This window comes from Mesorhizobium hunchu (assembly GCF_040081975.1).
GTDB classification, from domain to species: domain Bacteria; phylum Pseudomonadota; class Alphaproteobacteria; order Rhizobiales; family Rhizobiaceae; genus Mesorhizobium; species Mesorhizobium hunchu.
In genome coordinates, this window is record NZ_JBEBMG010000010.1 from 52,588 (window position 1) to 77,207 (window position 24,620).

The window sequence follows — 24,620 nt, forward strand, 5'->3', positions numbered from 1 at the left end:
AAGAGAGGCCAAGGAATTGATTTTCAATCATATTCCACACATGTTCTTTTTCTGTTTCAAGGACGGTACGGAAAATCTGTCCACCGGGGCCGCGGATGCGCGTCGCCAGTCCAGCGGCGACCGATTCGATCTGACGGGGTCGGGCGCATGAACTCCAAGCCACACGTTCTCGCCATCGGCGGTGCGCATATCGACCGGCGCGGCCAGATCAGCGGCCCCTACGTGCCGGCGGCTTCCAACCCGGGCATGATGCGCGAGGATGTCGGCGGCGGCGTCTTCAATGCCGTCCGCACGGCCGTCCGGCGCGGCCTTTCGGCGTCGCTGATGTCGGTGCGCGGCGGCGACGCGGCCGGCGAGACGGTGGCGCGGGCGATCGGAGAGGCCGGCATAACCGATCTTTCCGCCGTCTTCCTCGACCGGGCGACGCCAAGCTATACCGCTATCCTCGATGCCGAGGGCGACCTTGTGGTCGGGTTCGCCGACATGGCGCTCTATGATCTCGCCTTCCCGAAGCAGGTGCGCCGTTCCGGCCTGCGCGAGGCCGTCGGCCAGGCGGATGCGCTGCTGATCGACGCCAACCTGCCGGCGGCGGCGCTGGAGCGGCTGGCCGGGTTCGAGCCGACCAGGCCGATCTTCGCCATCGCCATCTCGCCGGCCAAGGTGGTGCGGCTGAAAGCCGTGCTGGGGCGGCTGGCGCTTGCCTTCCTCAACCGGCGCGAGGTCCATGCACTGACGGGGCTGGGGGAAGATGCGCCAGCATCGGCTGTCATCGCAGGCCTGCGCGCCATCGGCCTGAATGCGGCCGTGGTGACGGCGGGAGACGACCCCGTCATCGCCTATGACGGAAGCGGGACCTTCCGGCTCGCCCCGCCGACACCACGCGCCGTTGCCGACGTCACCGGCGCCGGAGACGCGCTGGCGGGTGCGACGGCGGCGGCTCTGCTCGCCGGGCATCCGCTGCGGCAGGCTCTGCGCGAAGGCGTGGCGGCGGCCCTGCTCGCCATCGAGAGCGACAGGGCTGTTCCCGTCTTCACGCCCGGGGAATTTGCCGCGACCCTCACCCTTGTGCCGGACCCTGTCGAAATGGCATGAGGCATCGCAGTCGGCCGATCGGCCCGGAGACACGACCATGACGCCAGAGACCGCCCGCCCCTTCCTCGACATCCATCCGCCGGTGGCAGAAGCGCTTGCCGCGCGCCGACCCGTCGTGGCACTGGAATCGACCATCATCACCCACGGCATGCCCTATCCCGACAATGGGACGATGGCGGCCAATGTCGAAAAGATCATCACCGGGGAAGGCGCAGTGCCGGCGACCATCGCCGTCGTCGACGGCCGCATCAAGATCGGCCTGTCTGACGGCGAGCGCGAATCGCTGGCCATGACCGGCGACGCCATGAAGCTGTCGCGGGCCGATCTCGCCTTCGCGGTGGCCGAAGGGCGCACCGGGGGCACGACGGTCGCGGCCACGATGATCTGCGCGGCGATGGCCGGCATAAGCGTGTTCGCGACGGGCGGCATCGGCGGCGTGCACAAGGGCGCGGAAAAGAGTTTCGACATCTCGGCCGATCTGGATGAACTGGCGCGCACGCCGGTCATCGTCGTCTCGGCCGGGGCGAAGGCCATCCTCGACATCGAAAAGACGCTGGAGGTGCTGGAAACGCGCGGCGTGCCGGTGATCGGCAACGGCAGCGAGGTGATGCCGGCCTTCTGGTCGCGCCAATCGCCCTACCGCGCGCCGCTGGTGCTCGATTCGCCTGAAAAGATCGCGCGGCTTTACCAGACGCGCCGGGCGCTCGGGCTGGAGGGCGGCATGCTGGTGGCCAACCCGGTGCCGGAGGACGACGAGATCCCGGCGGCCGAGATGGCCGCCTATATCGACGCCGCGCAGAAGGCGGCCGAAGCGCAGGCCGTTGTCGGCAAGGCGGTGACGCCGTTCCTGCTGGGCAAAATCCTGGAACTGACCGGCGGCCGCAGCCTCAAAACCAACATCGCGCTGGTGGAGAACAATGCGCGCCTGGCGGCAAGGGTGGCGAAGGCGCTGTGACTACGCCCCCTTGCGGGAGGATCGTGAAACGAGCCTGGCAAGACAAGGCGAGAGACGCGGAATGGTTCAAGTGGCGGTGCTCTACGACGAGGATCTCATCCCGTCTCGCGCCCTCGCTTGCCTCCAGGCATTCGCCGACCCTCCTCTCAAGGCGCAGGGTAAAGCGCACCACATCTACTTCTCGCTCCGCAGTCCCGCCTCGTAGGCCTTGCGCGCCCATGCCGCCATTTCTTCAGGATCGTCCAGCGCGCTTTCGGGCGCTGTCCAGTAGGGCATGGCGACCTCCCGGTCGTGGCGCTTGTTGACATAGGTCCAGCGCCGCCCGCCGGCCGCCTCGTAGGCGGCGGCCACCTCGTCGTCACCCTTCAGCATGAGATCGCCGCGCAGGACCAGCGCGAAGATGACGCCGTTGTGGTAGATGCCCTTGCCCGAAAACATGCGGCGGATGGTGACGGGGCCGAGCCCTTCAAACAGTTCGCGGAGTCTTTCGTCGTCCATGACGCGATCTTCTCACGCGGTCGCGCCCTTGTCATTCGCCCTTGTCATTCGTCTGGGGCAGGCAACCGAAACGCTGCTGACAGGTTGAGGCTGCGCGAGGTGCTATGGTCAGACCATCCAGTCGAGGAGAACTCCCATGCCCATGCTGCTCAAGGGATCCTGCCGCTGCGGCGCGGTGAAATTCGAAGTCGAAAGCCACACGCCGGCGCCCTACCAGCTCTGCTATTGCTCGATATGCCGCAAGCAGCAGGGCGGTGGCGGATATGCCATCAACCTCGGCGCGATCAACGAGACGATGAAGGTCGAGGGCAAGGAGAACCTCGGCGTCTATCGCGCGGAAATCGAGGACGACGAGCATCCGCATTGCGAGGTCTCGACCGGCGAGCGCAATTTCTGCACCCAGTGCGGGTCGGCGCTGTGGCTCTACGATCCGACCTGGCCGGACCTGGTGCATCCTTTCGCGTCGGCGATCGATTCAGACCTGCCGATGCCGAAGGAGCACACGCACCTGATGCTGAAATACAAGGCCAACTGGGTGGAGCCCGACATCGCCGAGGGCGACAAGGCGTTCGACGTCTATCCGGAAGAGTCCATCGCCGACTGGCATAGGCGGACGGGCATGTGGGTAGAGTAGCTGAACTTGTCATCCCGGAAGCCGACCGCAGCGAAGCGGAGAGCGGCTATCCGGGATCCAATCCGTGACCTTGCTGGTGTTCCGGAATGGATCCCGGCTCTCGCCTCGCGACCTACGGTCACTCGGCAGCGGCCGGGATGACGACGTTTAGTCAGGCCGCGCTTTGCGCCCGCGCCTCGGCCAGCGCCTTCAAATCGGCGGGCTTCAGTTCCACCGATTCGCCGCAGCCGCAGGCCGACGACTGGTTCGGGTTGCGGAAGGTGAAGCCGGTCCTGAGCGTCGTCGCCTCAAAATCCATCTCGGTGCCGAGCAGGAAGAGCGCTGCCTCCGGGGCGACGTAGACGTGGGCGCCGTCGCGTTCGACGTGGTCGTCCTTGACGTTCGGCTCGGTCACCAGATCAACCGTGTATTCCATGCCCGCGCAGCCGCCCTTCTTGACGCCAAGGCGGATGCCATGCGCGTTGTCGCGCGTCGAGACGATCTCGCGCACGCGATCCGCGGCCTTATCGGTCATGGTGATGACGGCAAAACCTGCCATGATCTCAAATCTCCATTCCATGCAGGGTCAAGGCCTGCCGAATGATTATCCTGCCTAAGATGGTGAACTTTCCGGACCGCTGCAAGTCGAACGCTTCTCGAGCGCTTCGTGACCGGGCGTAACACTTCTCACTTTTGGGAACCACCCGCGCCCCTTCCCTGTTTGTCGATACCCTTTATCACAGGAGGCTAAAATGCACATCCGCCCATTTCTGCTTGCCGGGGCCATGCTCGCCGCGACTGCAACAGGCGCTTTCGCACAAACGGTCGTCCTCCAGCCGGAAGAACAGGTCGTCGTGCGCGAATACATCGTCAAGCAACCGCATCAGGACGTCGTCCTGCCGGACGATTTCGACCTCTCCGTCGGCCAGGTCGTTCCCGAGGACGTGATGGTCTCGCCTCTGGACGCGCCCGGGCTCGAGAAGCGCTACGAATATATGGTGGTCGACGGACGCGGTGTGCTGGTCGATCCCGACACCCGCGAGATCGTCGAAATTCTCAACTGACAGCAACATTTGAAAGCCGTTCCCCTTGGAACGGCTTTCATTTGCGCTTCGTCCCTAATCACCGGTGTCGATCGACTCGGCGAGATTGTGCTCCTCCCACTGCGCGCGGGGAACGGGCTGGCCGATCCGGAAGGCGAAGGCCACGACCTTGCCGGCCTCGACATTGCAGGCGAAGCGCAGACCATACCATCGATGCCCGCTGTAGAAGGTCGCGCCGTCGGCGATGACCGAACCGCCGCGCAACGTCAGATCCTGAAAGGCATAGGGCGAAACGGCCTCGGGAAGCATGGCCGGCTGCCGGGCATGCACCTGCTCCATCGCCTCGATATTGCAGAGTTGGACGATGCGCTCGTCGGCAGAGAATGTGCGCAACTGCTGCATGGCCTTGCGGCTGCGCGGATTGGCGAGCACGCCCGCCGACAACATGGTGCGAGCGGAGATGAGGCCTTCATCCTTCTCCGCGCCTGCAGACGGTTCCTTGGGTGGCAATGAGGCCGGAACTGCCGGTTTTATCTCGGCAGGGGTAGCGCTGTCTTCCCATCACTGCCCGGCGCCGGCGAAGAGCCGGACTTCGGCGCGGCGGGCGCTGCCTGTGGTGGCGCCGGAATGATGATGGCGACCGGCACCGGTTCGGCCGGCTCAATGAAGCGCTGGCCCGCCAGCGGCACGAACAGAAGCGCCGCGCCCACAAGCAGATGGGCGCTCAGGGAGGCAAGAAAGGATGTGTTGCGACCCGTCTGGTCGTCCAGGATCACTGCCTGCATCGACTGGAAGAATTACCGCCCGTTCTCGGGAATGCAAGGCAAGAAGCCGAACGCGAAAAGATGCTCGGCCAGGCTCAGTACCATCCCACCGCGACCTGTGCCTCTTCGGACATGCGGTCGGGCGTCCAGGGCGGGTCGAACACCATCGAGACCTCGACGCCGGAGACGCCTTCGACGGCGCCGACGGCGTTCTCCACCCAGCCGGGCATCTCGCCGGCCACCGGGCAGCCGGGTGCGGTCAGCGTCATGTCGATCTTGACCTGCCGATCATCCTCGATGTCGATCTTGTAGACGAGACCGAGCTCGTAGATGTCGGCCGGGATCTCGGGATCGTACACGGTCTTCAGCGCCGAGACGATGTCGTCGGTCAGCCGGGCCAGTTCGTCGGCAGGAATGGCGGAGACCTGCGATGGGGCGGCACCTGCCTCCGGTGCGACGGTCTCAGCCGGCGCTTCCACCACCTCTGACGTGAGCTTTGTGTCTTCCATGACCGCTACCCGAAGAATTTCCGCGCTTTTTCCAGCGCCTCGGCCAAGGCGTCAACCTCGGCCCTCGTATTGTACATGGCGAACGATGCCCTGCATGTGGAGGTGACGCCGAAGCGTTTCAACAGCGGCTGGGCGCAGTGGGTGCCGGCGCGGACGGCGACACCTTGCCTATCGATGACCATCGACACGTCATGGGCATGGATGCCCTGCAATTCGAAGGAGATGATGGCGCCCTTGCCGGGCGCGTCGCCGAAGATGCGCAGCGAGTTGATCGAGCGCAGCCGTTCATGCGCATAGTCGCGCAGGTCCGCCTCATGCGCGGCGATCCGCTCGCGGCCGATCGATTCCATGTAGTCGAGCGCCGCGCCCAGCCCGATCGCCTGGACGATCGGCGGCGTGCCGGCCTCGAAACGGTGCGGCGGGTCGTTGTAGGTGACGATGTCCTCCGTCACCTCCTCGATCATCTCGCCGCCGCCCATGAAGGGGCGCATCGCTTCCAGCCGCTCCTTCCTGCCGTAGAGCACGCCGATGCCGGAGGGACCGTAGACCTTGTGGCCGGTGAAGACGAACCAGTCGCAGTCGAGGTCCTGCACGTCGACCGGCATATGCACTGCGCTCTGCGAGCCGTCGACCAGCACCGGAATGCCGCGCTGATGCGCAATGCGGCAGATGTCCTTGACCGGGGTGACGGTGCCCAGCGCGTTCGACATCTGGGTGATGGCGACAAGCTTGGTGCGCGGCGTCAGGCTCTTCTCGAAATCCTCGCTGTGGAAGACGCCCCGGTCGTCCACAGGCACCCAGACAAGCTTGGCGCCTTGCCGCTCGCGGATGAAGTGCCACGGCACGATGTTGGAGTGATGCTCCATGATGGAGATCACGATCTCGTCGCCCTCGCCGATGTTCGGCATGCCCCAGCCATAGGCGACGGTGTTGATCGCCGCCGTGGTGTTGGAGGTGAAGACGATATTTTCCGTGCTCGGTGCGTTCAGGAAGCGGCGCGCCGATTCGCGCGCCTTTTCATAGGCATCCGTGGCGGCGTTGGAGAGGAAATGCAGGCCGCGATGAACGTTGGCGTATTCCTGGGAATAGGCATGCTGGATGGTGTCCAGCACCACCTGCGGCTTCTGCGCGGAGGCGCCATTGTCGAGATAGACCAGCGGCTTGCCGTAGACCTCGCGCGCGAGAATCGGGAAATCGCGGCGGATCGCCTCGACGTCGTAGGGAGTCGTTGGAATTGTCTGATCCATCTAAATCGTGCGGCAGTCGGCAGCAGGCAGTCGGCGATCGTGATATCCGACTGCCGGTTGCCGATTGGCGATTGCCGTCCCTTTATCCATGCGTCGCGAACCACGCGTCGAGCTTCGCTTCCAGAGCCTCGATCAACGGCTCATCCTCAAGCCCCTCGATCACCTCGGCGACGAAAGCCTTCACAAGAAGCCCCCGCGCGGTCTTCTCGTCGATGCCGCGCGCCATCAGGTAGAACAGATGGCCGTGGTCGATTTCGGTGACCGTGGCGCCGTGGCCGCAGGCCACGTCGTCGGCGAAGATCTCCAGTTCGGGCTTGGTCGAGAACTCGCCATCGTCGGACAGGAGCAGTGTGTTGCAGGCCATCTTGGCGTCGGTCTTCTGCGCCACCTGATGCACGTTGATGCGGCCCTGGAACACGCCGTGCGCCCTGCCCGTCACCACGTTGCGCACCAGTTCGCGCGAGCCGGTGTTGGGAACAGCGTGGTCGAGCACCATTGTCACGTCGGTGTGCGTCTCGCCGGAAAGCAGGTTGACGCCGCGCAACTGGAAATCCGAGCCCTCGCCCTTCGTGGCGACGCGGACTTCCTGGCGCACCAGCTTGCCGCCGGCGTTCATCACGAACAGGCTGAACCTGGCGTCCTTGCCGATCCAGGCGTTGAACTGGCCGAGATAGGTTGCGGTGTCCGGCTCCTCCTGCACGATCAGCCACGTCACGTTCGCGCCGTCGCCGATCACGACATTGTCGACGGAGGAGACGAACGCGCCGCCGCTGCCGGCCTGGCGCTCGACGATGGTGGCGGTCACGCCGTCGCCGACCCTGGCGGCGAAGCGTGTATGGACCTGGCCGCCGGCCTGCACGTTCTGCAGCTCGATCGGCTTTTCCAGCACCGTGCCATCGGCAATGTCGAGGAACCAGCCGTCGGCGACCAGCGCGGCGTTCAGCGCGCCGATGGCGTCGTCGTCGCCCTGGCGTTCGAGCGCGGGCGCATAGGTTCCGTCGCGCAGCTTTTCGGCCACGGACTGGGCCGACACGCCGTCAAGCGCCGGCGCCTTGCCGACGGTGCCGTTGAGCACCGGCAGCACCGTTGAGCCTTCGATCAGGACCGGTACGGTCTGGGCGTCCGCCGCGTCGTCATAGGCCGGCACCTTGGCCAGCAGCCGGCGCAGGTCCGTATAATGCCAGGCTTCGATGCGACGCGTCGGCAGGCCGGCCTTTACGGCCTCGATGGCCGCGTCGCGCTTCAGCATCACCTCGCCGTCGCCCGGCAGCAGCGAAAGCCGCTCCGAAAAGGCATCGAGGATCGCCTGCTCGGCCGGCGTGTTCTGGATGGGCGTCTGGATGTTCATGACCTCATACCACCCCTCAGGCCGCCTCGCCGATCACGCCGGCATAGCCGTTGGCCTCGAGATCGAGCGCGAGCGACTTGTCACCGGACTTGATGATCTGGCCCTTGTAGAGCACGTGCACGCTGTCTGGAACGATATGCTCCAACAGGCGCTGGTAATGGGTGATGACGACGATGGCGCGGTCGGGCGAGCGCAGCGCGTTGACGCCGTCTGAGACGATTTTCAAGGCGTCGATGTCGAGGCCGGAATCGGTCTCGTCCATGACGCACAGCTTCGGCTCCAGGAGCTTCATCTGCAGGATCTCGGCGCGCTTCTTCTCGCCGCCGGAGAACCCGACATTGAGCGGGCGCTTCAGCATGTTCATATCCATCTGCAGCGTGCCGGCGGATTCCTTCACCCGCTTGAGGAATTCCGGAACCTTTAGCGGCTCTTCGCCGCGCGCCTTGCGCTGGGCGTTGAGCGCCACCTTGAGGAATTCCATGGTCGCCACGCCCGGTATCTCCATCGGATACTGGAAGGCGAGGAAGATGCCGGAAGCGGCGCGCTCGGCCGGGTCCATTTCGAGAATGGATTCGCCGTTGAACAGGATGTCGCCCTCAGTCACCTCGTAGTCCTCGCGCCCGGCGAGGATGTAGGACAGCGTCGACTTGCCGGAGCCGTTCGGCCCCATGATGGCCGAGACCTCGCCCTTCTTCACGGTCAGGTTCAGGCCGCGGATGATCTCGGTGCCCTCGTCTGCGATGCGGGCGTGCAGGTTTCTGATTTCAAGCATTTCTTTCGTCTTTCTCTTCCGTCATTCTGGGGCCGTGCAGCGGAACCCGGAATGATGAACTTAGCCTCTCGCTCTGATCATATCGGAGGGGTTGTCCCGCTCGTAGCATGTCTCGAACAAGTCATCCCACTCGGCGTTAAAACCTTCGATCAAATAGAGTTTCCAGGATCGCCGCCATTTCTTCAGTTCCTTCTCGCGAGCTATCGCTTCGATGATGTTGTCATGTCGTTCGTACCAAACCAGTCGGCTACAACCGTACCTGTTCGTAAAACCGGGCTGTACAGACGTTCGATGTTCGTAGGCACGTCCCTGCAAATCACTCGTCACGCCGATGTAGATCGTTCCGTTTCGCGTGGATGCCATGATGTAGACCCATCCTGACATCCGGTCACCTTGCCGTCATTCCGGGGCCGCGAAGCACAAATCACCCCACGCTTCCTTCCAGACTGATGCCGATCAGCTTCTGCGCCTCGACGGCGAATTCCATCGGCAGCTCCTGGATGACGTCCTTGACGAAGCCGTTGACGATGAGCGCGATGGCTTCCTCTTCGGGGATGCCGCGCTGCATGACGTAGAACTTCTGGTCCTCGGAAATCTTCGAGGTGGTCGCCTCGTGCTCGAACTGGGCGGTGGCGTTCTTGGCTTCCATGTAGGGCACGGTGTGCGCGCCGCACTGGTCGCCGATCAGCAGCGAGTCGCAATTGGTGAAGTTCCTCGCATTGGTCGCCTTGCGGTGGGCCGAGACCTGACCGCGATAGGTGTTCTGCGAAAACCCGGACGCGATGCCCTTGGAGATGATCCGGCTCCTGGTGTTCTTGCCGAGGTGGATCATCTTGGTGCCCGAATCGACCTGCTGGTAGCCGTTCGACACGGCGATCGAGTAGAACTCGCCCTGGCTGTCGTCGCCGCGCAGGATGCAGGACGGGTATTTCCAGGTGATGGCCGAGCCGGTCTCCACCTGCGTCCACGAAATCTTCGAGCGGTCGCCGCGGCAATCGCCTCGCTTGGTGACGAAATTGTAGACGCCGCCCTTGCCCTGCGCATCGCCCGGATACCAGTTCTGAACGGTCGAATACTTGATCTCGGCGTCGTCCAGCGCGATCAGTTCGACCACGGCGGCATGGAGCTGGTTCTCGTCGCGCTGGGGGGCGGTGCAGCCTTCGAGATAGGAGACGTAAGCCCCCTCCTCGGCGATGATCAGCGTGCGCTCGAACTGGCCGGTGTTCTTCTCGTTGATGCGGAAATAGGTCGAGAGCTCCATCGGGCAGCGCACGCCCTTCGGCACGAAGACGAAGGAGCCGTCGGTGAACACGGCCGAATTCAGCGTGGCGTAGAAATTGTCGGAGATCGGCACGACCGAGCCGAGATACTTCTGCACGATCTCGGGATGCTCGCGGATCGCTTCCGAGATCGAGCAGAAGATGACGCCGGCGGCCGCCAGTTCCTTCTTGAAGGTGGTGACCACGGAGACGGAATCGAACACGGCGTCCACGGCCACTCGGCCGGACTTGTAGACGTTGTCATTGGCGGCGTCGGGATCCTCGTCGTCCAGGCCGTCGGCCGGTGCGGCCTTCTTCACGCCGGCAAGAATCTCCTGTTCCTTGAGCGGAATGCCCAGCTTCTCGTAGGTCTTCAGCAGTTCGGGATCGACCTCGTCGAGCGACTTCGGGCCCGACTGGTTCTTCGGGGCGGCGTAATAGTAGATGTCGTTGAAATCGATCTTCGGATATTCGACGCGCGCCCAGGTCGGCTCTTCGAGCGTCAGCCAGCGCTGGTAGGCCTTCAGCCGCCAGTCCAGCATCCACTCCGGCTCGCCCTTCTTGGCCGAGATGAAACGGATGATGTCCTCCGACAGGCCCTTGGGCGCCTTGTCGGTCTCGATATGCGTCTCGAATCCGTATTTATACTGATCGACGTCGATCCCTTTGACCTGATCGATCGTCTCCTGCACTGCAGGCATCGGCGTTCTCCATCCATGCCGGGTTCAAGGCCCGGCCGTTTTTGAACTCTGGCACCGCCGGCCAAGCCGGCGGAGTAAGTTCGATATAGTGCGTCCGTGCCGGAAATTCACCCGGCCAATTCGAATTGCACCGCTCTGCCAGGCCGAAGCCTGAAAATTCCTGATCGTGCCGGACGATACCCGCCGGCACTCAACTACTCATGCCGCCCTGTCGCTTGCCGCCCGCCGCGCGACGATGCCCGCCAGCGCCTTGCGAAACAGCGCGATATCCTCGTCACTCGTGGCGGGACCGACGGAAACGCGCAGCGCGCCCGCGCCGTCCTCCACGCCCATCGCCTTCAACACATGGCTCGGACCGACCTTGCCGGACGAACAGGCCGAGCCGGACGAAAGCGCCACGCCGGCGAGATCGAACGCGATCTGCGCCGTTTCCGCCTTCATGCCCGGAATGGCGAAGAAACTCGTGTTGGCGAGACGCGGGGCGGCGGCGCCGAAGAAGACCGCGTCCGGCACCAGTTCGGCCACGATCGACTCCACGGCATCGCGCTTCTGGCGCAACTCGGCAATCCGTTCAAGCCCGGACAGTGCTTCCAGCGCAGCCGCCCCGAAACCGGCGATACCCGGCAGGTTCTCGGTGCCAGCGCGATGCCCCTTCTCCTGCCCGCCGCCGCGAACCAGCGGCTGCGGCATCATCAGGTCGGCCGCGGCAACGATGGCGCCAACGCCTTTCGGGCCACCGATCTTGTGCGAGGAAAGAATCAGGTAATCAGCGCAACCTGCCGAAACATCGAGCGGAATGCGTCCCGCCGCCTGCACGGCGTCAAGCACCAGGATACCACCGGCCGCCTTGACGATACGGCCGATCTCCTCGACCGACTGGATCACGCCGGTCTCGTTGTTGGCGGCATGGATAGCCACGAGCAGCAGGCTATCCGCCTTGTCATGGGCGGTCAGCGCCATTTCCAGCGCCGCGAGGTCCAGAATGCCGTCGCTGCCAACGCCGATGCGCGTGACGCGCTCGCCCACGAAACGGCCGCCCGAGAGCAGACAGGGATGATCCGCCTCGCAGACATAGAGCCTGCCCATGCGCAAAGCGGCCCGCCCCATCTGCCAGTCGGGCGTCAGCAGCATGGAGGCCGCCTCCGTTGCGCCGGACGTAAAGACCACATGCTCCGGCCTGCCGTTGACGAGCGCAGCCACCGAACGGCGCGCATCCTCCACCAGCCGGCGGGCGGCGCGGCCCTCCTCATGCACGGACGACGGATTGGCAGCATCCAGCGCGCCGACCATGGCCATTCGCGCCGCCTCGCTAAGCGGTGCGCTGGCATTCCAGTCGAGATAGGCGCGTCGAACCGCCATTGTCCTTTCCATCATCCCTGACGTGCTTCGCGGGGGCGAAAGCGTTATTTCCTTGAATTTTCGAGGCAAGCCGTCCTATTTACGCGGCTTGCGGCACGGTGGCTACCCGGACGTCCATTCAGGACCAACCGGGCGGCTGCCAAGTTTTGAACAATTCTAAACTGGGTTTTAGGAAGACGTTGGCGCTGCGTCAAGCCGCCGCGTCACCGGATCGGGGCGGGAATCGTTCGGGCCACAGGTGTCGTCAGGTCCAAGTGGAGTTTTGTATGCCAGAGGTCATTTTCGCCGGTCCGGCCGGTCGCCTGGAAGGCCGTTACCAGCCGTCCAAGGAAAAGAGCGCGCCGATCGCCATCGTGCTGCATCCGCACCCTCAATTCGGCGGCACGATGAACAACAAGATCGTGTACGACCTCTTCTACATGTTCCAGAAGCGCGGGTTCACCACGCTACGCTTCAATTTCCGCGGCATCGGCCGCAGCCAGGGCGAATTCGACCACGGCACGGGCGAATTGTCCGACGCCGCAGCGGCGCTGGACTGGGTGCAGTCGCTGCATCCGGATTCCAAGAGCTGCTGGGTCGCCGGCTATTCCTTCGGCGCGTGGATCGGCATGCAGCTACTGATGCGGCGGCCGGAGATCGAGGGTTTCATCTCGATTGCCCCGCAGCCCAACATCTACGACTTCTCCTTCCTTGCCCCCTGCCCTTCTTCAGGCCTCATCATCCACGGCGATTCGGACAAGGTGGCGCCCACCAAGGACGTACAGGGCCTGGTGGACAAGCTGCATACGCAAAAGGGCATCACCATCACCCAGAAGACGCTGCTCGGCGCCAACCACTTCTTCTCCAGCGACGCCGACCTGCTGCTCGACGAATGCGCGGACTATCTCGACCGGCGCCTCAACGGAGAACTGGCCGATCCGCGACCGAAGCGGCTGAGATAAGACGAGCGGGTCGTCGTTCCTGAACCTTTACGGCAGCACGACGTCGTTCCGGGTTCCGCTGCGCGGCCCCGGAATGACGTTGCGCTGGCATACCAACTCAATAGATGGCCCGACTCCCGACTTATCTGGCTCAAGAATTTGGGACAGCGTCTGATAGGATGACAGTCCTCATAAGGAGGCCGGCTTGTATCAACCGCCGCATTTCATCGAGACCGATCGCGACACGCTGCATGCGCTGATGCGCGCGCATCCGCTCGGGCTGCTGATTTCGGCGACAGCCGAGGGGCCGGTGGCCGATCCAGTCCCCTTCCTTCTCGACGCCGACATCGGCCCGAACGGCCGGCTGCGCGCCCATGTCGCGCGCGCCAATCCGCAGTGGAAACTGATCGCGAGCCAGCCGAACATGCCGGTCCTGGTCGTCTTCCAGGGAGCGGACAGTTATATCACCCCGTCCTGGTACGCGACGAAGCGCGAGACCGGCAAGGTCGTTCCGACCTGGAATTACGCCACCGTGCAGGCGCGCGGGCGGGCACGCGTGATCGAGGATGCCGAATGGATCGGCCGTCAGGTCGCTGAGTTGACCGGGCGTCATGAAAGCGGCCGCGCCCAGCCCTGGGCGGTCACCGACGCGCCGCCGGCCTTCATCGCGGCGCAGCTCAAGGGCATCGTCGGCATCGAGATCATGATCGACGAGCTTCACGGCAAATGGAAGGTCAACCAGAACCGGCCGGCTGCGGACCGTGCGGGCGTCGCCGAAGGCCTTGCGGCCGATGCGTCCGGCCCTGTCGAAATGGCCAGCCTCGTGCGCCGTTTCGGCGGCCTGGGCTGAGCTCGGCCGTCGAGCTGCGGCGTTCAGTCCACCTTGCTCATGGCCGCCTTGCGCTCGTTGGCGATCAGCCACAGATTTCGGATGTAGATGAACAGGCCCATGCCCTGGCCCGCGATGAAGACGGGATCACGCCGCTGGATGGCGTAGACGAAAAGCAGCGCGCCGCCGCCCAGCGAAAAGAACCAGAATGCGATCGGCACGACAGAGCGCTTGGCACGCTCCGATGCCAGCCACTGGACGACGAAGCGCATGGTGAAGAAGAGCTGTGCGACGAAACCGAGCAATACCCAACCGTCGAACTGGACGATGAAGACCTGGTGCAGCCAGTTCGCCAGATTGCCGAAAACGTCAGTCATGCACGATCTCCCGCGGCTTCGGCATCCGCCGCCGCCGGCGGCGCAGCCACCAGACGCCGGCCAGGTCGAGCGCGCCCTGCAGGCCGCGATCGAAGATGCCGTAGTTCGACTTACCGTGCCGGCGCGAGCGGTCGACCACGTCGCAATGCACGACCGAAAAGCCTTCCTGGATGACCAGCGCCGGGGTGAAGCGGTGCGTGCCGTCGAAGAACGGCAGGCGGCGCAATATATCGGCATGAACGGCCTTGAGACCGCAGCCGGTGTCGCGCGTCCGGTCATGCAGGATGGCGTTGCGCAACCAGTTGGCGAAACGCGAGGCGAGCTGCTTTAGCTTGCTGTCGCGGCGTTTCAGCCGCTGGCCTTGTGCCATTCCCGCCTCCGGCCCGGCGGCCAGCAAGGCATCGACGAGGACCGGAATGTATTGCGGATCGTTCTGGCCGTCGCCGTCGATGGTGGCGACGATGGAGCCGCGCGCCGCCCAGGCACCGGAGCGCACGGCAAGGCTCTGGCCGGAGGACTTTTCGTGCAGGATATGGCGGACCGGGAACGGACGCGCGACAGCCTGAGCCGCCAGCACGGCGGCGGTGTCGTCGGTCGAGCCGTCATTGACGACGATCACCTCGAAGGCGCGCCCTTGCATCGCCGCCGCGATCTCGTCGACCAGCAGCGGCAGGTTCGCCGCTTCGTTGCGGCAGGGAATGACGATGGAAATCAGCGCGTCCGGCATGACGTCTCGAATCTGTTGGATTTTGCTCGATCGAGATGGCCCGGCACGTCCGAGCGAAGCCGGCGGCACCATGCCGCCGCAACGGGCTGTTCCAATACGCCAGCGGCCATCGCCGTGCAAGCGCCCTGCCCGGGCGCCCTCCTGTTCGCTGCCTCCTGCTCGGACATGCGCGCCGCCGTCCTTGTGATTCCAGTCCTCGGAATGCTAAACGCGCGCATTCACGACAAGCGCGGCCGCCGAGGCCGCCCCGCATCCCGAAAGTAGAGAACGATGTCCGCCTTCAAGTCCGATTTCCTGCGCATCATGAGCGAGCGCGGCTTCATCCACCAGACTTCGGACGATGCCGCGCTGGACGACCTTTTCGCCAAGGAAGTGGTGACGGCCTATATCGGCTTCGACGCGACGGCGAAAAGTCTGCATGCCGGCTCGCTGATCCAGATCATGATGTTGCACTGGCTTGAGAAGACAGGTCACCGGCCGATCGCGCTGATGGGCGGCGGCACCTCAATGATCGGCGATCCGTCCTTCAAGGACGAGGCGCGCAAGCTATTGACGCCGGCCGACATCGACGCCAACCTCGTCGGCATCCGCCGCAATTTCGCGCCCTACCTCACCTTCGGCGACGGACCGGGCAAGGCGCTCATGGTCAACAACGCCGACTGGCTGATGTCGATCAACTACGTCGAGTTCCTGCGCGATGTCGGCCGCCATTTCTCTGTTAACCGCATGCTGTCGTTCGATTCGGTGAAGCTCAGGCTCGACCGCGAGCAGTCGCTATCCTTCCTCGAATTCAACTACATGATCCTGCAGGCCTACGACTTCGTGGAACTGAGCAAGCGCACCGGCTGCCGGCTGCAGATGGGCGGCTCGGACCAATGGGGCAACATCGTCAACGGCATCGACCTCGGCCACAGGATGGGCACGCCGCAACTGTTCGCGCTGACCACGCCGCTGCTGACCACCTCGTCGGGCGCCAAGATGGGCAAGACGGCCTCGGGCGCGGTCTGGCTCGATCCGGAAATGCTGTCGCCGTACGATTTCTGGCAATACTGGCGCAACACCGAGGATGCCGACGTGGGCCGCTTCCTCAAGCTCTATACCACCCTGCCGCTGGACGAGGTGGCGCGCCTGGCCACGCTCGACGGCGCCGAGATCAACGAGGCCAAGAAGGTGCTGGCAACCGAAATCACCGCCCTGCTGCACGGCCGGCAGGCCGCCGAGCAGGCGGCGGAGACAGCGCGCAAGACTTTCGAGGAAGGCGTCACCGCCGACAGCCTGCCCACGGTCGAGATGCCGCGCGCCGAGCTCGAAGCCGGCGTCGGCATCCTCGCGCTGTTCGTGAAGGCTGGCTTGGCCGCCTCCAATGGCGAGGCGCGCCGGCACGTGCAGGGTGGCGCGGTACGCCTCAACGACCAGCCGGTCTCCGACGACCGGCGCGCCGTCACGCTTCAGGATTTGAGTCCGGAAGGCGTGCTAAAGCTTTCCCTCGGCAAGAAAAAACACGTTCTCGTCAGGGCGATATAGCCCGTCATCCCGGCCGCTGCCGAATGCCCGGAGGGCATGAGGAGAGAGCCGCGATCCATTCCGGAACGTTTGCGGAATCACGGAATGGATCCCGGATATCCGCTTCTCGCTTCGCTCGATAGCGCATTCCGGGATGACGAAGGTTATCTACGCCGCAGTTGACGACGTATCCTCTTCCTTCTCGCGCGCGAGCCGGTCGCGCTCACGGCCGCGCTCGATCATGCGGGCGGCCCAGATCGAGATCTCGTAGAGGATGATGGTCGGCAGCGCGAGGCCGATCTGGCTCATCGGGTCGGGCGGCGTCAGCACGGCCGCCACGACGAAGGCCAGCACGATCGCCCATTTGCGTTTCTCCGCCAGCGCCTTGGACGACAGCAGCCCGACGCGCGTCATCAGGCTTGTCACCACCGGAAGCTGGAAGACCAGCCCGAAGGAGAAGATCAGCGTCATGATGAGGCTGAGATATTCCGACACCTTCGGCAGCAGGGAAATCTGGACGTTCTCGCCCGAGCCCACCTGCTGCATGGACAGGAAGAACCACATCACCATGGGGGTGAAGAAGAAATAGACGAGGCAGGCGCCCATCAGGAACAGGATCGGCGAGGCGATGAGGAAGGGCAGGAAGGCGTTGCGCTCGTTCTTGTAGAGGCCGGGCGCGATGAACTTGTAAATCTGCGTGGCGATCAACGGGAAGGCGATCACCATGCCGCCGAACATGGCGAGCTTCACCTGGGTGAAGAAGAATTCCTGCGGCGCGGTGTAAATCAGCTCGACCTTGGTCGGATCGAGATGCGCCCATTGCGTGGCCCATTTGAACGGCACGACCAGCAGGTTGAACAGTTTTCTGGCGAAGAAGAAGCAGACGAGAAAGGCGACGAAGAAGCCGCCTATCGACCAGATCAGGCGGCGGCGCAGTTCGATCAGATGCTCGATCAGCGGCGCCGACGACTTCTCGATCTCCTCGCGGTCGCGCTCGGATACGCTCACTTGGCCCTCGCCGTCTTCTTGGCGGCAGCGGATTTGGCGGGCGACGCTGGCTTGGCGCTTGCCGATTTCGCCGATCCCGACGCAGCCCTTACGGTCTTGGCCGCCGCGCTGGCCGGTTTGCTCTTGGACGCCTCACCCTTGGCCTTGCCCGCGGCGCCAGCGCCGGTCCTGGAGGCGGACGCCTTGGCAGATGAACCGGCGACGGCCTTCGCCGTCGCCGCGGCTTTGGAGGCTTTCGTTGCCGACGCGACGCGCTTGCGTGCGGCCTTGGCCGCAGGGGCGGTGCCCGAGGCCGATTTCACGGTCGTGAAGGCCGGCGCCTCCGGCATGGCCTGCGGACCGGAGACGCCCGGCATGTCGGCCGCGCCGTTCTTCAACGGCTCGGCGGGCGTCGCGGGCGCGTCCGCGGCTTCCACCGCCGGCGGCGTCGCCGGCTTCGGCTTCATGGTGTTTTCGACGCCGGCGCGCAGGTCGGCCGCCGCCTTTTCGAACGGATTGAGCTGCTTCCGCACTTGCGTCATCGGGTTGAGGCCGCGCAACTCGTCGACGGATTTCTTGACGTCGTCGAGTTCGGCTTCCTTGAGCGCCTCGTCGAACTGGCGCCGGAAATCATTGGCCATGCCGCGCGCCTTCGCGGCCATCCGGCCCATGGTGCGCAGCATGTTGGGCAAATCCTTCGGCCCGACGACCACGATCATGACGATCGCGATCACCAGCATCTCGGTCCAGCCGACTTCGAACATGGCCGTCTATTCCCGAAGCGCCGCTACCGGCTCAGCTCTTGGTGGCCTTCTCGCGCGGAGCGGTCACGGTCTCGTCGGCGCGGTGCTCGACGGTACGCTTGCCGGCATCGACGACATCGTCGTCGTCATCGTCGGCCATGCCCTTCTTGAAGCTCTTGATGCCCTTGGCCATGTCGCCCATCAGTTCCGGAATCTTGCCCCGGCCGAAGACCAGAAGCACGATCACCAGCACGATAAGCCAGTGCCAAATCGAAAACGAACCCATACCGAATTTCTCCCGAGCGGTTTCCCAACCGTTGATCTATGCGTTTTCGTAGCCGGTTTCAAACAGAACCGCGACAGACTTTCGGTCCATATGCCGCATGTGCGCGCCAATCGGCAATGCAAAAAACAGGCGGGCCTTACTCTTCCGTGACGCGGGGTGTCAGAAGGCCTAGCTCCTCGAGGTCGATATCGGTCAGCGGGTCCTCGTCTTCCGTCAAGTCGTCGGGATCGGCAGGCGGCAGCGGAATGGAGAAATTGGAAGGCATGCGCGCCGAAAGCAGGCCGGCACCCTTCAGTTCCTCCATGCCCGGCAGGTCGCGGATTTCCTCAAGCGCGAAATGGTCGAGGAAATTCTCCGTCGTGCCGTAGGTGACGGGCCGGCCGGGCGTTTTGCGGCGTCCGCGCATGCGCACCCACTCGGTCTCCAGCAGCGTGTCGAGCGTGCCCTTGGAGGTTTCGACGCCGCGGATATCCTCGATTTCGGCGCGCGTCACCGGCTGGTGGTAGGCGATGATAGCGAGCACCTCGAGCGCGGCGCGCGACAGTTTCTTCTGCTGCACGGAGTCGCGGCTCATCAGGAAGGCGAGATCGCCCGCGGTGCGGAAGGCCCAGGCGTCGCCGACCCGCACGAGATTGACCCCGCGTCTGGCATAGACCTGCTGCAATTCGGCCATCGCGGCGGCAATGTCGATGCCGTCCGGCAGGCGCTGCGCCAGTTGCCTGTCGCTGACCGGCTCGGCGCTGGCGAAGACGATCGCCTCGGCCATGCGCATCGCCTCGGCCAGATGAAGCCTCTCGGCGGGATTGCGCGGGCCGGCCTCCTCGTCATCCTCACCGGTGACGAAAGGAACCACCGAAGCGCCGACGCTGTCGCTCATGATGTCACCTCGACGGGTTTGGTCCTGTTGCGGCCGCGCAGATAGATCGGCGCGAAAACCTCCTGCTGGCGCACTTCCAGCGCCCCCTCGCGCACGAGTTCGAGCGTCGCCGCGAAGGACGATGCGATCGCCGTGCGCTTTTCTTCCGGATTGGCGAGATAGTCTATCAGGAAGGCGTCCAGCGCCGTCCAGTCCGCAAGCTGCCCGACGAGGCGGGTGAGCACGGCGCGCGCATCCTTGAGCGACCAGACGCCGCGCTTGGCGATGGTGACGTTCGAGACCGCCAGCCGCTGGCGCTGCTGGGCATAGGCGGACAGAAGATCGTAGAGCGACGCCGAATATTCGTTGCGTTTCTCGACGATGACCATTTCCGGCATGCCGCGCGCGAAGACGTCGCGGCCGAGGCGGTTGCGGTTGACCAGCCGCGCGGCGGCATCGCGCATCGCTTCCAGGCGGCGCAGACGGAATTGCAGCACCGCCGCCATCTCCTCGCCGCTCTCGCCCTCTTCGTCCTTCTGCTTGGGGATGAGCAGCTTGGACTTGAGAAACGCCAGCCAGGCCGCCATCACCAGATAATCCGCGGCCAGTTCCAGCCGCATCGCCCGCACCCGCGCGATGAAGGCGAGATATTGCTCGGCCAGCGCCACGATGGAAATGCGGGCCAGATCGACCTTCTGGTTGCGCGCCAGATGAAGCAACAGGTCGAGCGGCCCCTCGAAGCCCGCCACGTCGACGACGAGTTCGGGCTCGCCGGTGGCGCGGTCGTCGTCGTTCTCGGCCCACAGCCGGTCCATCGGCATGGCGCGGTCAGCCGACGAGGCCTTGACCTGCCGTGCCTGCGCCGTTTCCTTGCCCGACGTTTCCGCCACTCGACGTCCTCTGCCTTGGATCGCCAGGCACCCTAGCGGGTGTAAAGTGGCAATCCATCTCCTTGTTTGAGCATCGGATCTTCCCGAAAACCGGATTCCACTTTTCGGTCCGATGCTCTGGCGCCCTCAGGCGACCGCTTCGAAATACTCCGCGAACTCGGCGCGCAGATCGGCTTCGCGGCTGTCGTCAGCCGCCTTGACCGAAGCCAGCGCCCGCTCGGCGCGCGCCCTGGAAACCCCTTCCAGCGGCTTTGCCCGCGAGACGATGCCGCGCATCTCGTCCATGTCGCCGTTGCAGTGAAGGACGATATCGACGCCGGCCGCAAGGATCGACGCGGCCTTTGTCGGGAAATCCCCAGAAAGCGCCTTCATCGATGTATCGTCGCTGACCAGCAGTCCGTCGAAGCCGATCATGCCCCGGATGACCTCGTCCACCACCTTGCCGGACGTGGTAGCGGGATTGGCCGGATCGACCGCCTGGTAGACGACATGCGCGGTCATGGCGACCGGCAGGTCGTTCAGCGCCTCGAAGGGGGCGAAATCGTGGTCGCGCAGGTCCTTGAGCGACGCCGTCACCGTCGGCAGTTCGAGATGCGTATCGGCGGTGGCGCGGCCGTGGCCGGGAATATGCTTCATCACCGGCAGCAGCCCGCCCGCCATCAATCCCTCTGCGGCGGCGCGGCCGAGGGCCGCGACGATCTTCGGCTCCTTGCCGTAGGCGCGCTGGCCGATCACGTCGCTGGCGCCCTCCACCGGCACGTCCAGCACCGGCAGGCAGTCGGCGCTGATGCCATAGCGGGAGAGGTCCAGGGCATGCAGGCGCGACAGCAGCCATGCGGCGCGCAGGCCGGCCTCCTCGTCATCGCGATAGAGCGCGCCAAGTGCCGCGCCAGCGGGATAGTTCGGCGCCAGCGGCGGGCGCAGACGCTGCACCCGCCCGCCCTCCTGGTCGATGAAGACGGGCGCGTTCCAGCCCACGCAGTCGCGCAGATGCGCGACCAGATCGCCGAGTTGCTCGGGTTCGGCGACGTTGCGCGCGAACAGGATGAAGCCCCACGGCATCTCGCTTCGGTAGAACGAGACCTCCTCGCGGGTGAGTGACTTGCCGGCGCAGCCGAGAATGACGGTTTGTGATTCGCTCATCGGAGGATTCTAGAGCGTTGGAGGAGCAAAGGGAATCCAGTGGCAAGAGGCATGACACCGGTCTCCTCAAGCAAAACGGCGCGGGTCGCCCCGCGCCGTTCGGATTTCTTTGCTACCGATCTTACTTCGAGACGAAGCAGTTACCGCCCGCGGCCTTATAGCTCTCGCACAGCTTGATCGCGTCGTTGCGGGATTGGGTGGGCACCCGCACGCGATAGAACGTTCCCTTGCCGGCGATATCGGCCTTGACGATATTGACGCCATGGCCGCCGAGCACGCTGCCGTAGCGACGGGACAGGTCATTGTAGGTCGACTGGGCGCTCTCGGCGGTCGGCTGCGAGGCGATCTGCATCGACCATTCGCCGGCCGGCGCGGTGGAGGCCGTCGTGTCGAGCGAGGCCACCTGATCCGGCTTGACCTCGCCGACGACGTCGACGGGCTGGTCGGACGGCCGCTGCGGCGCGATCGGCGCCATCTTCGGCGTGGTCACGTCAGCGCCGGCATTCGCAGGCTTGAGCGCGCTCTCGCCGGCATCTGCGGTCGCCACGGTGCCCGTCTGGTCGTTCGCGCCGACATGCTGCGGCGCGGGGTCGGCGGGCTCGGACGCCGCGACCTGCGGCGTCGGATCCTCGCGCGGCACCAGCGAACCGTCCGGCTTGACGATCATCGTGCGCACCTTGCGCGGCGTCACCACCGGCACGTCGGCCGCGGCGGTCTGGCTGTCGTCCTGCGCCGTCGGCGCAATCCGGTCCTCTGACTTCCCGACGGTAGCCTCGTCCTGCGACCCGGACAGGTCGACAACGCGGCTCTGCGGTGCCGCGGCGTTCACATCGACCGGATCCTCATTGCTGGTAACCAGCTTCGGCTGACTCGGCGCCGCCGGCTGGATGCCCTTGGCCATCGCGTCGTAAACCTTGTTGTTCTGGTTGGGGATCACGGTTCCGCCCGGATTTTCCGGCTTGACCTTGATCGGCTGGTTGTCCGCCTTGACCAGAGCCGGCGCATCGCTGCTGCCTCCGCCGCCGAAGGAGAACGCCAGCGCGCCCAGCCCGCCGGCCACGGCGACCGCGCAGACGATACCGGCGATCAGCAAGCCACGCCGTGGCTGACGCGCCTGCTCGTCGTCCGCCATGCCGGACAGCGCGACCGTATCGTCCGGATCATAGGCCAGGTCGTCGACCGCGAAGGGGTCGTTCTCCTGCGCCGAACCGCCGGAAGCGATCTCATCGGCCGCGAACCCGGCCGCTGCCGGGTGGAAGGCCGCCTGCGCGCTCGGCGCGACAGGCTGCCGGAAGGCGTTTTCGGACCCGGCCTGCGCCTGCATCGCGCCGCGGCTGAAGCCGACGCCATAGGCGTCGTCACGATAGGCGGCATGGGTCGGCGCGGGGGCATCGTTCATCTGCCCGAGCAGGCCGGCGAACTCGTTCTCGAGATCGTCGAACATGGCGTTGTCGCCTGCCGGCTCCTCGAAGGGAACGTCGGGGATATCGAGGTCGTCGGCCAGCGCCACGGCGCGCTCGGGAACATCGACGGTCTCGATTTCGGGCGCATCCGCAGGCGGTGCTGCACGGCCCGACTTCGCCGCAACGGCGGAAGCGAACGCCGCGGCGCTCGCGGCCGCCACCTGAGAGAACCGGCTTGGTTCTTCATGCGGAACCGAAACCGATTCCTCGACCTGCGGCTCGTCAGGCCCATGCAACGCGGCGTGGAAGGCCTCGGCGTCGAAATCGGCGGCAGCCTGCGGCGTCTCATCGAAGTCCATGGCGTCGAGATCGGCCGCCAGCATGGCGTGCAGGTCGTCCTCGGCGGGATGCGGCTCGGCTGCCGCCGGTTGCGGAGCGGGCGTATACTGTTCCCCGCCGGCCACCGGTGTCGCGAGAGGCCAGGCCGGCTGTTCGGTAATCGCCGGGCGGGTCGTCATCCTGGCGAGCAGCGCATTGAGCTCGTCTTCCAGCGAGGTATCGCCCGCAGGCGCCGAAGCAGGCGTCTCGACCGGTGCCGGATCTGCCTGCGTTGCCGCTGCCGCCTGCACAGGCTCGTCGAAGTCGGCGGAAGCAAAATCCTCGTCGAAAGCGATATCGTCCGAAGCGGCTTCTTCGCCAGCGGCGAAAACAGGAGCGTCGGGCGCCGCGAAGCCGGAGACATCCGCCTCGCGGGCTTCGAAGTCCATGTCCACGTCAGCCATAGCGGCGTCGAAATGGTCTTCCAGATCGCCGGTCCCGGTCGCCGGAGCGGCCAGCGCATCAGCCTCATGATCTTCGGACGCCTGATAGGACGCGAGTTCGTAAGAGGCCGGCTCGTAGGAGCCCGCTTCCTCGAAGAAATCATGAGCAGCGACTGCGTCCGGGTTGTCGGCAAGATCTTCCTGCGCGTCATCGGACATGTGGACGGTGGTGAGCCGATCGTCAGGTTCAGCAGCGATGGCCGCGTCGAAAGCATTTGTGTCGAAAGCCGGCTCGTCCGCATCCCCCTCGCCGCTTCCGGCGAGCGCTTCGGCCCCGTCCTCCGCAGCGAACTGGTCCTCGTCATCGAGCACCGGCTCGAACCAGGTGCCTTCCAGCGCAGCGGCTACGTCCGTCTCGGCGTCGTTCGTCTCGGCTACGCCTGCTTCGGGCGCGGAGCGCCGCGCTTCGTCGGAAACGGCGTGAGCCGGCTCGTAGGCTGGTTCGTCATAAGCCGTCTCTTCATAGGCCGGCTCGTCGTCCCATCGGGGAGACTCGACAATAGCCTGTTCAACAGCAGCCTGTTCAACAGCGACATCCTCGTCCAGCGAGGCGGCGACCGCGTCATCCATGCCGTCATCGAACGCCGGTTGATCGGCGTCGGCGAAAGATCTGGCCTCGTCCTCCTCGGCGGATATTGCGGACTGTTCCGACGAAGGAAGCTCGGCAAAGGCAGAACCAGGCTCTGCTTCTTCGCCCTCGAGCGAGAAGTCGCCCATCAGTTCCTTTTCGAGATCGATGTCGAAATCGTCATGCGCGCCGCCCTCGGGCGATGCGGACAATTCGGGCTCGACCGCCTGCGGCCGTGCCGGCTCGCGCGGATCGAACCCCATGATCCTGGTGAGTTCCGCGAATGGATCGTCGTCGGCGATACCGTGGCGGTCGGCGATCTTGAGCTGGTTTCTCTCTGCCATAATCGTTCCCGAACTCGTACTCGTTCGCACGCCAGCGACGTCGCGAAGGGTTGGCCGTTACCA

General features: G+C 64.9%; 27 protein-coding genes. 7 read left to right on the forward strand and 20 right to left on the reverse strand.

Going from position 1 to position 24,620, the window contains the following annotated elements:
* Positions 1-147 precede the first annotated feature (147 nt).
* Positions 148-1,092: a carbohydrate kinase family protein gene (locus ABMA46_RS16825; protein ID WP_349001058.1), complete on the forward strand. Its 945-nt coding sequence runs from the start codon at positions 148-150 to the stop codon at positions 1,090-1,092.
* Between the two features lie 37 nt (positions 1,093-1,129).
* Positions 1,130-2,047, forward strand: a complete 918-nt coding sequence (locus tag ABMA46_RS16830) for a pseudouridine-5'-phosphate glycosidase (RefSeq protein ID WP_349001060.1) — start codon at positions 1,130-1,132, stop codon at positions 2,045-2,047.
* 174 nt (positions 2,048-2,221) lie between these two features.
* Here ABMA46_RS16830 and ABMA46_RS16835 read toward each other — a convergent pair whose 3' ends face one another.
* Positions 2,222-2,545 carry a TfoX/Sxy family protein gene (locus ABMA46_RS16835; protein ID WP_349001061.1) on the reverse strand — a complete coding sequence of 108 codons (324 nt, stop codon included), beginning with the start codon at positions 2,543-2,545 and terminating at the stop codon, positions 2,222-2,224.
* A gap of 136 nt (positions 2,546-2,681) precedes the next feature.
* On the opposite strand from ABMA46_RS16835, the gene ABMA46_RS16840 reads away from it, so the two are divergent.
* Positions 2,682-3,179 carry a GFA family protein gene (locus tag ABMA46_RS16840; RefSeq protein ID WP_349001063.1) on the forward strand — a complete coding sequence of 166 codons (498 nt, stop codon included), beginning with the start codon at positions 2,682-2,684 and terminating at the stop codon, positions 3,177-3,179.
* A 151-nt stretch (positions 3,180-3,330) separates the two neighbouring features.
* On the opposite strand, the gene sufA is transcribed toward ABMA46_RS16840, so the two are convergent.
* On the reverse strand, positions 3,331-3,717 hold the full coding sequence (sufA, locus tag ABMA46_RS16845) for a Fe-S cluster assembly scaffold SufA (RefSeq protein WP_349001065.1): 387 nt from the start codon (positions 3,715-3,717) through the stop codon (positions 3,331-3,333).
* A gap of 193 nt (positions 3,718-3,910) precedes the next feature.
* On the opposite strand from sufA, the gene ABMA46_RS16850 reads away from it, so the two are divergent.
* Positions 3,911-4,222, forward strand: coding sequence for a DUF1236 domain-containing protein (locus tag ABMA46_RS16850; RefSeq protein WP_349001067.1), 312 nt, complete (start codon positions 3,911-3,913; stop codon positions 4,220-4,222).
* A gap of 54 nt (positions 4,223-4,276) precedes the next feature.
* Here ABMA46_RS16850 and ABMA46_RS16855 read toward each other — a convergent pair whose 3' ends face one another.
* The 9 genes from ABMA46_RS16855 to ABMA46_RS16895 all read right to left on the reverse strand — a co-directional run bounded on the left by ABMA46_RS16855 (position 4,277) and on the right by ABMA46_RS16895 (position 12,160).
* Entirely contained in the window at positions 4,277-4,711 is a 435-nt protein-coding gene (locus ABMA46_RS16855; RefSeq protein WP_349001069.1) for a DUF930 domain-containing protein, read from the reverse strand.
* A gap of 20 nt (positions 4,712-4,731) precedes the next feature.
* Positions 4,732-4,986 (reverse strand): hypothetical protein, encoded by a 255-nt coding sequence (locus ABMA46_RS16860; RefSeq protein WP_349001071.1) that lies wholly within the window; start codon positions 4,984-4,986, stop codon positions 4,732-4,734.
* Positions 4,987-5,060: 74 nt separating this feature from the next.
* The gene (locus tag ABMA46_RS16865; RefSeq protein WP_349001073.1) at positions 5,061-5,474 is read right to left on the reverse strand and encodes an SUF system Fe-S cluster assembly protein; all 414 of its coding nucleotides are present in this window, start codon (positions 5,472-5,474) and stop codon (positions 5,061-5,063) included.
* A gap of 5 nt (positions 5,475-5,479) precedes the next feature.
* Positions 5,480-6,721, reverse strand: coding sequence for a cysteine desulfurase (locus tag ABMA46_RS16870; RefSeq protein ID WP_349001075.1), 1,242 nt, complete (start codon positions 6,719-6,721; stop codon positions 5,480-5,482).
* A gap of 82 nt (positions 6,722-6,803) precedes the next feature.
* Positions 6,804-8,069 carry a Fe-S cluster assembly protein SufD gene (sufD, locus tag ABMA46_RS16875; protein WP_349001077.1) on the reverse strand — a complete coding sequence of 422 codons (1,266 nt, stop codon included), beginning with the start codon at positions 8,067-8,069 and terminating at the stop codon, positions 6,804-6,806.
* A gap of 16 nt (positions 8,070-8,085) precedes the next feature.
* Positions 8,086-8,841, reverse strand: coding sequence for a Fe-S cluster assembly ATPase SufC (sufC, locus tag ABMA46_RS16880; RefSeq protein WP_349001079.1), 756 nt, complete (start codon positions 8,839-8,841; stop codon positions 8,086-8,088).
* Between the two features lie 60 nt (positions 8,842-8,901).
* Positions 8,902-9,225: a GIY-YIG nuclease family protein gene (locus tag ABMA46_RS16885; protein ID WP_349001081.1), complete on the reverse strand. Its 324-nt coding sequence runs from the start codon at positions 9,223-9,225 to the stop codon at positions 8,902-8,904.
* A 40-nt stretch (positions 9,226-9,265) separates the two neighbouring features.
* Positions 9,266-10,801, reverse strand: a complete 1,536-nt coding sequence (gene sufB, locus ABMA46_RS16890) for a Fe-S cluster assembly protein SufB (protein WP_349001083.1) — start codon at positions 10,799-10,801, stop codon at positions 9,266-9,268.
* A gap of 198 nt (positions 10,802-10,999) precedes the next feature.
* Entirely contained in the window at positions 11,000-12,160 is a 1,161-nt protein-coding gene (locus tag ABMA46_RS16895; RefSeq protein WP_349001084.1) for a cysteine desulfurase family protein, read from the reverse strand.
* A gap of 266 nt (positions 12,161-12,426) precedes the next feature.
* Between ABMA46_RS16895 and ABMA46_RS16900 the strand changes: the two genes are divergently transcribed.
* Both ABMA46_RS16900 and ABMA46_RS16905 read left to right on the forward strand, forming a co-directional pair.
* Positions 12,427-13,101: an alpha/beta hydrolase gene (locus tag ABMA46_RS16900; RefSeq protein WP_349001086.1), complete on the forward strand. Its 675-nt coding sequence runs from the start codon at positions 12,427-12,429 to the stop codon at positions 13,099-13,101.
* 184 nt (positions 13,102-13,285) lie between these two features.
* Positions 13,286-13,930: an FMN-binding negative transcriptional regulator gene (locus tag ABMA46_RS16905; protein ID WP_349001088.1), complete on the forward strand. Its 645-nt coding sequence runs from the start codon at positions 13,286-13,288 to the stop codon at positions 13,928-13,930.
* Positions 13,931-13,953: 23 nt separating this feature from the next.
* Here ABMA46_RS16905 and ABMA46_RS16910 read toward each other — a convergent pair whose 3' ends face one another.
* Positions 13,954-14,286: a lipid-A-disaccharide synthase N-terminal domain-containing protein gene (locus ABMA46_RS16910; protein WP_349001089.1), complete on the reverse strand. Its 333-nt coding sequence runs from the start codon at positions 14,284-14,286 to the stop codon at positions 13,954-13,956.
* A complete protein-coding gene (locus ABMA46_RS16915) occupies positions 14,279-15,013 on the reverse strand; it encodes a glycosyltransferase family 2 protein (RefSeq protein WP_349001090.1) in 735 nt (244 codons plus the stop codon). The genes ABMA46_RS16910 and ABMA46_RS16915 overlap by 8 nt, the downstream gene beginning before the upstream one ends.
* 270 nt (positions 15,014-15,283) lie before the next feature.
* Between ABMA46_RS16915 and tyrS the strand changes: the two genes are divergently transcribed.
* Positions 15,284-16,537, forward strand: a complete 1,254-nt coding sequence (gene tyrS, locus ABMA46_RS16920) for a tyrosine--tRNA ligase (protein ID WP_349001092.1) — start codon at positions 15,284-15,286, stop codon at positions 16,535-16,537.
* 147 nt (positions 16,538-16,684) lie between these two features.
* Here tyrS and tatC read toward each other — a convergent pair whose 3' ends face one another.
* From tatC to ABMA46_RS16955, 7 genes are all read right to left on the reverse strand, one after another.
* The gene (gene tatC / locus ABMA46_RS16925; RefSeq protein WP_349001094.1) at positions 16,685-17,524 is read right to left on the reverse strand and encodes a twin-arginine translocase subunit TatC; all 840 of its coding nucleotides are present in this window, start codon (positions 17,522-17,524) and stop codon (positions 16,685-16,687) included.
* Positions 17,521-18,267: a Sec-independent protein translocase protein TatB gene (gene tatB, locus ABMA46_RS16930; protein WP_349001096.1), complete on the reverse strand. Its 747-nt coding sequence runs from the start codon at positions 18,265-18,267 to the stop codon at positions 17,521-17,523. Before tatB ends, tatC begins: the two co-directional genes overlap by 4 nt.
* A gap of 31 nt (positions 18,268-18,298) precedes the next feature.
* Positions 18,299-18,532, reverse strand: coding sequence for a twin-arginine translocase TatA/TatE family subunit (locus tag ABMA46_RS16935; RefSeq protein ID WP_349001098.1), 234 nt, complete (start codon positions 18,530-18,532; stop codon positions 18,299-18,301).
* 136 nt (positions 18,533-18,668) lie between these two features.
* Complete coding sequence (gene scpB / locus ABMA46_RS16940) at positions 18,669-19,409, reverse strand: SMC-Scp complex subunit ScpB (RefSeq protein WP_349001100.1); 741 nt, start codon at positions 19,407-19,409, stop codon at positions 18,669-18,671.
* Positions 19,406-20,203, reverse strand: coding sequence for a segregation and condensation protein A (locus ABMA46_RS16945; RefSeq protein WP_349001221.1), 798 nt, complete (start codon positions 20,201-20,203; stop codon positions 19,406-19,408). The genes scpB and ABMA46_RS16945 overlap by 4 nt, the downstream gene beginning before the upstream one ends.
* Before the next feature lie 201 nt (positions 20,204-20,404).
* The gene (gene nagZ, locus ABMA46_RS16950) at positions 20,405-21,421 is read right to left on the reverse strand and encodes a beta-N-acetylhexosaminidase (RefSeq protein ID WP_349001102.1); all 1,017 of its coding nucleotides are present in this window, start codon (positions 21,419-21,421) and stop codon (positions 20,405-20,407) included.
* Between the two features lie 121 nt (positions 21,422-21,542).
* Positions 21,543-24,557, reverse strand: coding sequence for an SPOR domain-containing protein (locus ABMA46_RS16955; protein WP_349001104.1), 3,015 nt, complete (start codon positions 24,555-24,557; stop codon positions 21,543-21,545).
* Positions 24,558-24,620 lie beyond the last annotated feature (63 nt).

Coding starts and splice junctions, on each gene's coding strand:
- scpB (WP_349001100.1), bottom strand. CDS start 19,409: ATGAGCGACAGCGTCGGCGCTTCGGTGGTTCCTTTCGTCACCGGTGAG.
- tatB (WP_349001096.1), bottom strand. CDS start 18,267: ATGTTCGAAGTCGGCTGGACCGAGATGCTGGTGATCGCGATCGTCATG.
- ABMA46_RS16850 (WP_349001067.1), top strand. CDS start 3,911: ATGCACATCCGCCCATTTCTGCTTGCCGGGGCCATGCTCGCCGCGACT.
- ABMA46_RS16885 (WP_349001081.1), bottom strand. CDS start 9,225: ATGTCAGGATGGGTCTACATCATGGCATCCACGCGAAACGGAACGATC.
- sufD (WP_349001077.1), bottom strand. CDS start 8,069: ATGAACATCCAGACGCCCATCCAGAACACGCCGGCCGAGCAGGCGATC.
- ABMA46_RS16955 (WP_349001104.1), bottom strand. CDS start 24,557: ATGGCAGAGAGAAACCAGCTCAAGATCGCCGACCGCCACGGTATCGCC.
- ABMA46_RS16830 (WP_349001060.1), top strand. CDS start 1,130: ATGACGCCAGAGACCGCCCGCCCCTTCCTCGACATCCATCCGCCGGTG.
- ABMA46_RS16835 (WP_349001061.1), bottom strand. CDS start 2,545: ATGGACGACGAAAGACTCCGCGAACTGTTTGAAGGGCTCGGCCCCGTC.
- nagZ (WP_349001102.1), bottom strand. CDS start 21,421: ATGAGCGAATCACAAACCGTCATTCTCGGCTGCGCCGGCAAGTCACTC.
- ABMA46_RS16910 (WP_349001089.1), bottom strand. CDS start 14,286: ATGACTGACGTTTTCGGCAATCTGGCGAACTGGCTGCACCAGGTCTTC.
- ABMA46_RS16870 (WP_349001075.1), bottom strand. CDS start 6,721: ATGGATCAGACAATTCCAACGACTCCCTACGACGTCGAGGCGATCCGC.
- ABMA46_RS16865 (WP_349001073.1), bottom strand. CDS start 5,474: ATGGAAGACACAAAGCTCACGTCAGAGGTGGTGGAAGCGCCGGCTGAG.
- sufB (WP_349001083.1), bottom strand. CDS start 10,801: ATGCCTGCAGTGCAGGAGACGATCGATCAGGTCAAAGGGATCGACGTC.
- sufC (WP_349001079.1), bottom strand. CDS start 8,841: ATGCTTGAAATCAGAAACCTGCACGCCCGCATCGCAGACGAGGGCACC.
- ABMA46_RS16895 (WP_349001084.1), bottom strand. CDS start 12,160: ATGGCGGTTCGACGCGCCTATCTCGACTGGAATGCCAGCGCACCGCTT.
- ABMA46_RS16825 (WP_349001058.1), top strand. CDS start 148: ATGAACTCCAAGCCACACGTTCTCGCCATCGGCGGTGCGCATATCGAC.
- ABMA46_RS16915 (WP_349001090.1), bottom strand. CDS start 15,013: ATGCCGGACGCGCTGATTTCCATCGTCATTCCCTGCCGCAACGAAGCG.
- ABMA46_RS16935 (WP_349001098.1), bottom strand. CDS start 18,532: ATGGGTTCGTTTTCGATTTGGCACTGGCTTATCGTGCTGGTGATCGTG.
- ABMA46_RS16840 (WP_349001063.1), top strand. CDS start 2,682: ATGCCCATGCTGCTCAAGGGATCCTGCCGCTGCGGCGCGGTGAAATTC.
- tyrS (WP_349001092.1), top strand. CDS start 15,284: ATGTCCGCCTTCAAGTCCGATTTCCTGCGCATCATGAGCGAGCGCGGC.
- sufA (WP_349001065.1), bottom strand. CDS start 3,717: ATGGCAGGTTTTGCCGTCATCACCATGACCGATAAGGCCGCGGATCGC.
- ABMA46_RS16900 (WP_349001086.1), top strand. CDS start 12,427: ATGCCAGAGGTCATTTTCGCCGGTCCGGCCGGTCGCCTGGAAGGCCGT.
- ABMA46_RS16860 (WP_349001071.1), bottom strand. CDS start 4,986: ATGCAGGCAGTGATCCTGGACGACCAGACGGGTCGCAACACATCCTTT.
- ABMA46_RS16945 (WP_349001221.1), bottom strand. CDS start 20,203: ATGGACCGGCTGTGGGCCGAGAACGACGACGACCGCGCCACCGGCGAG.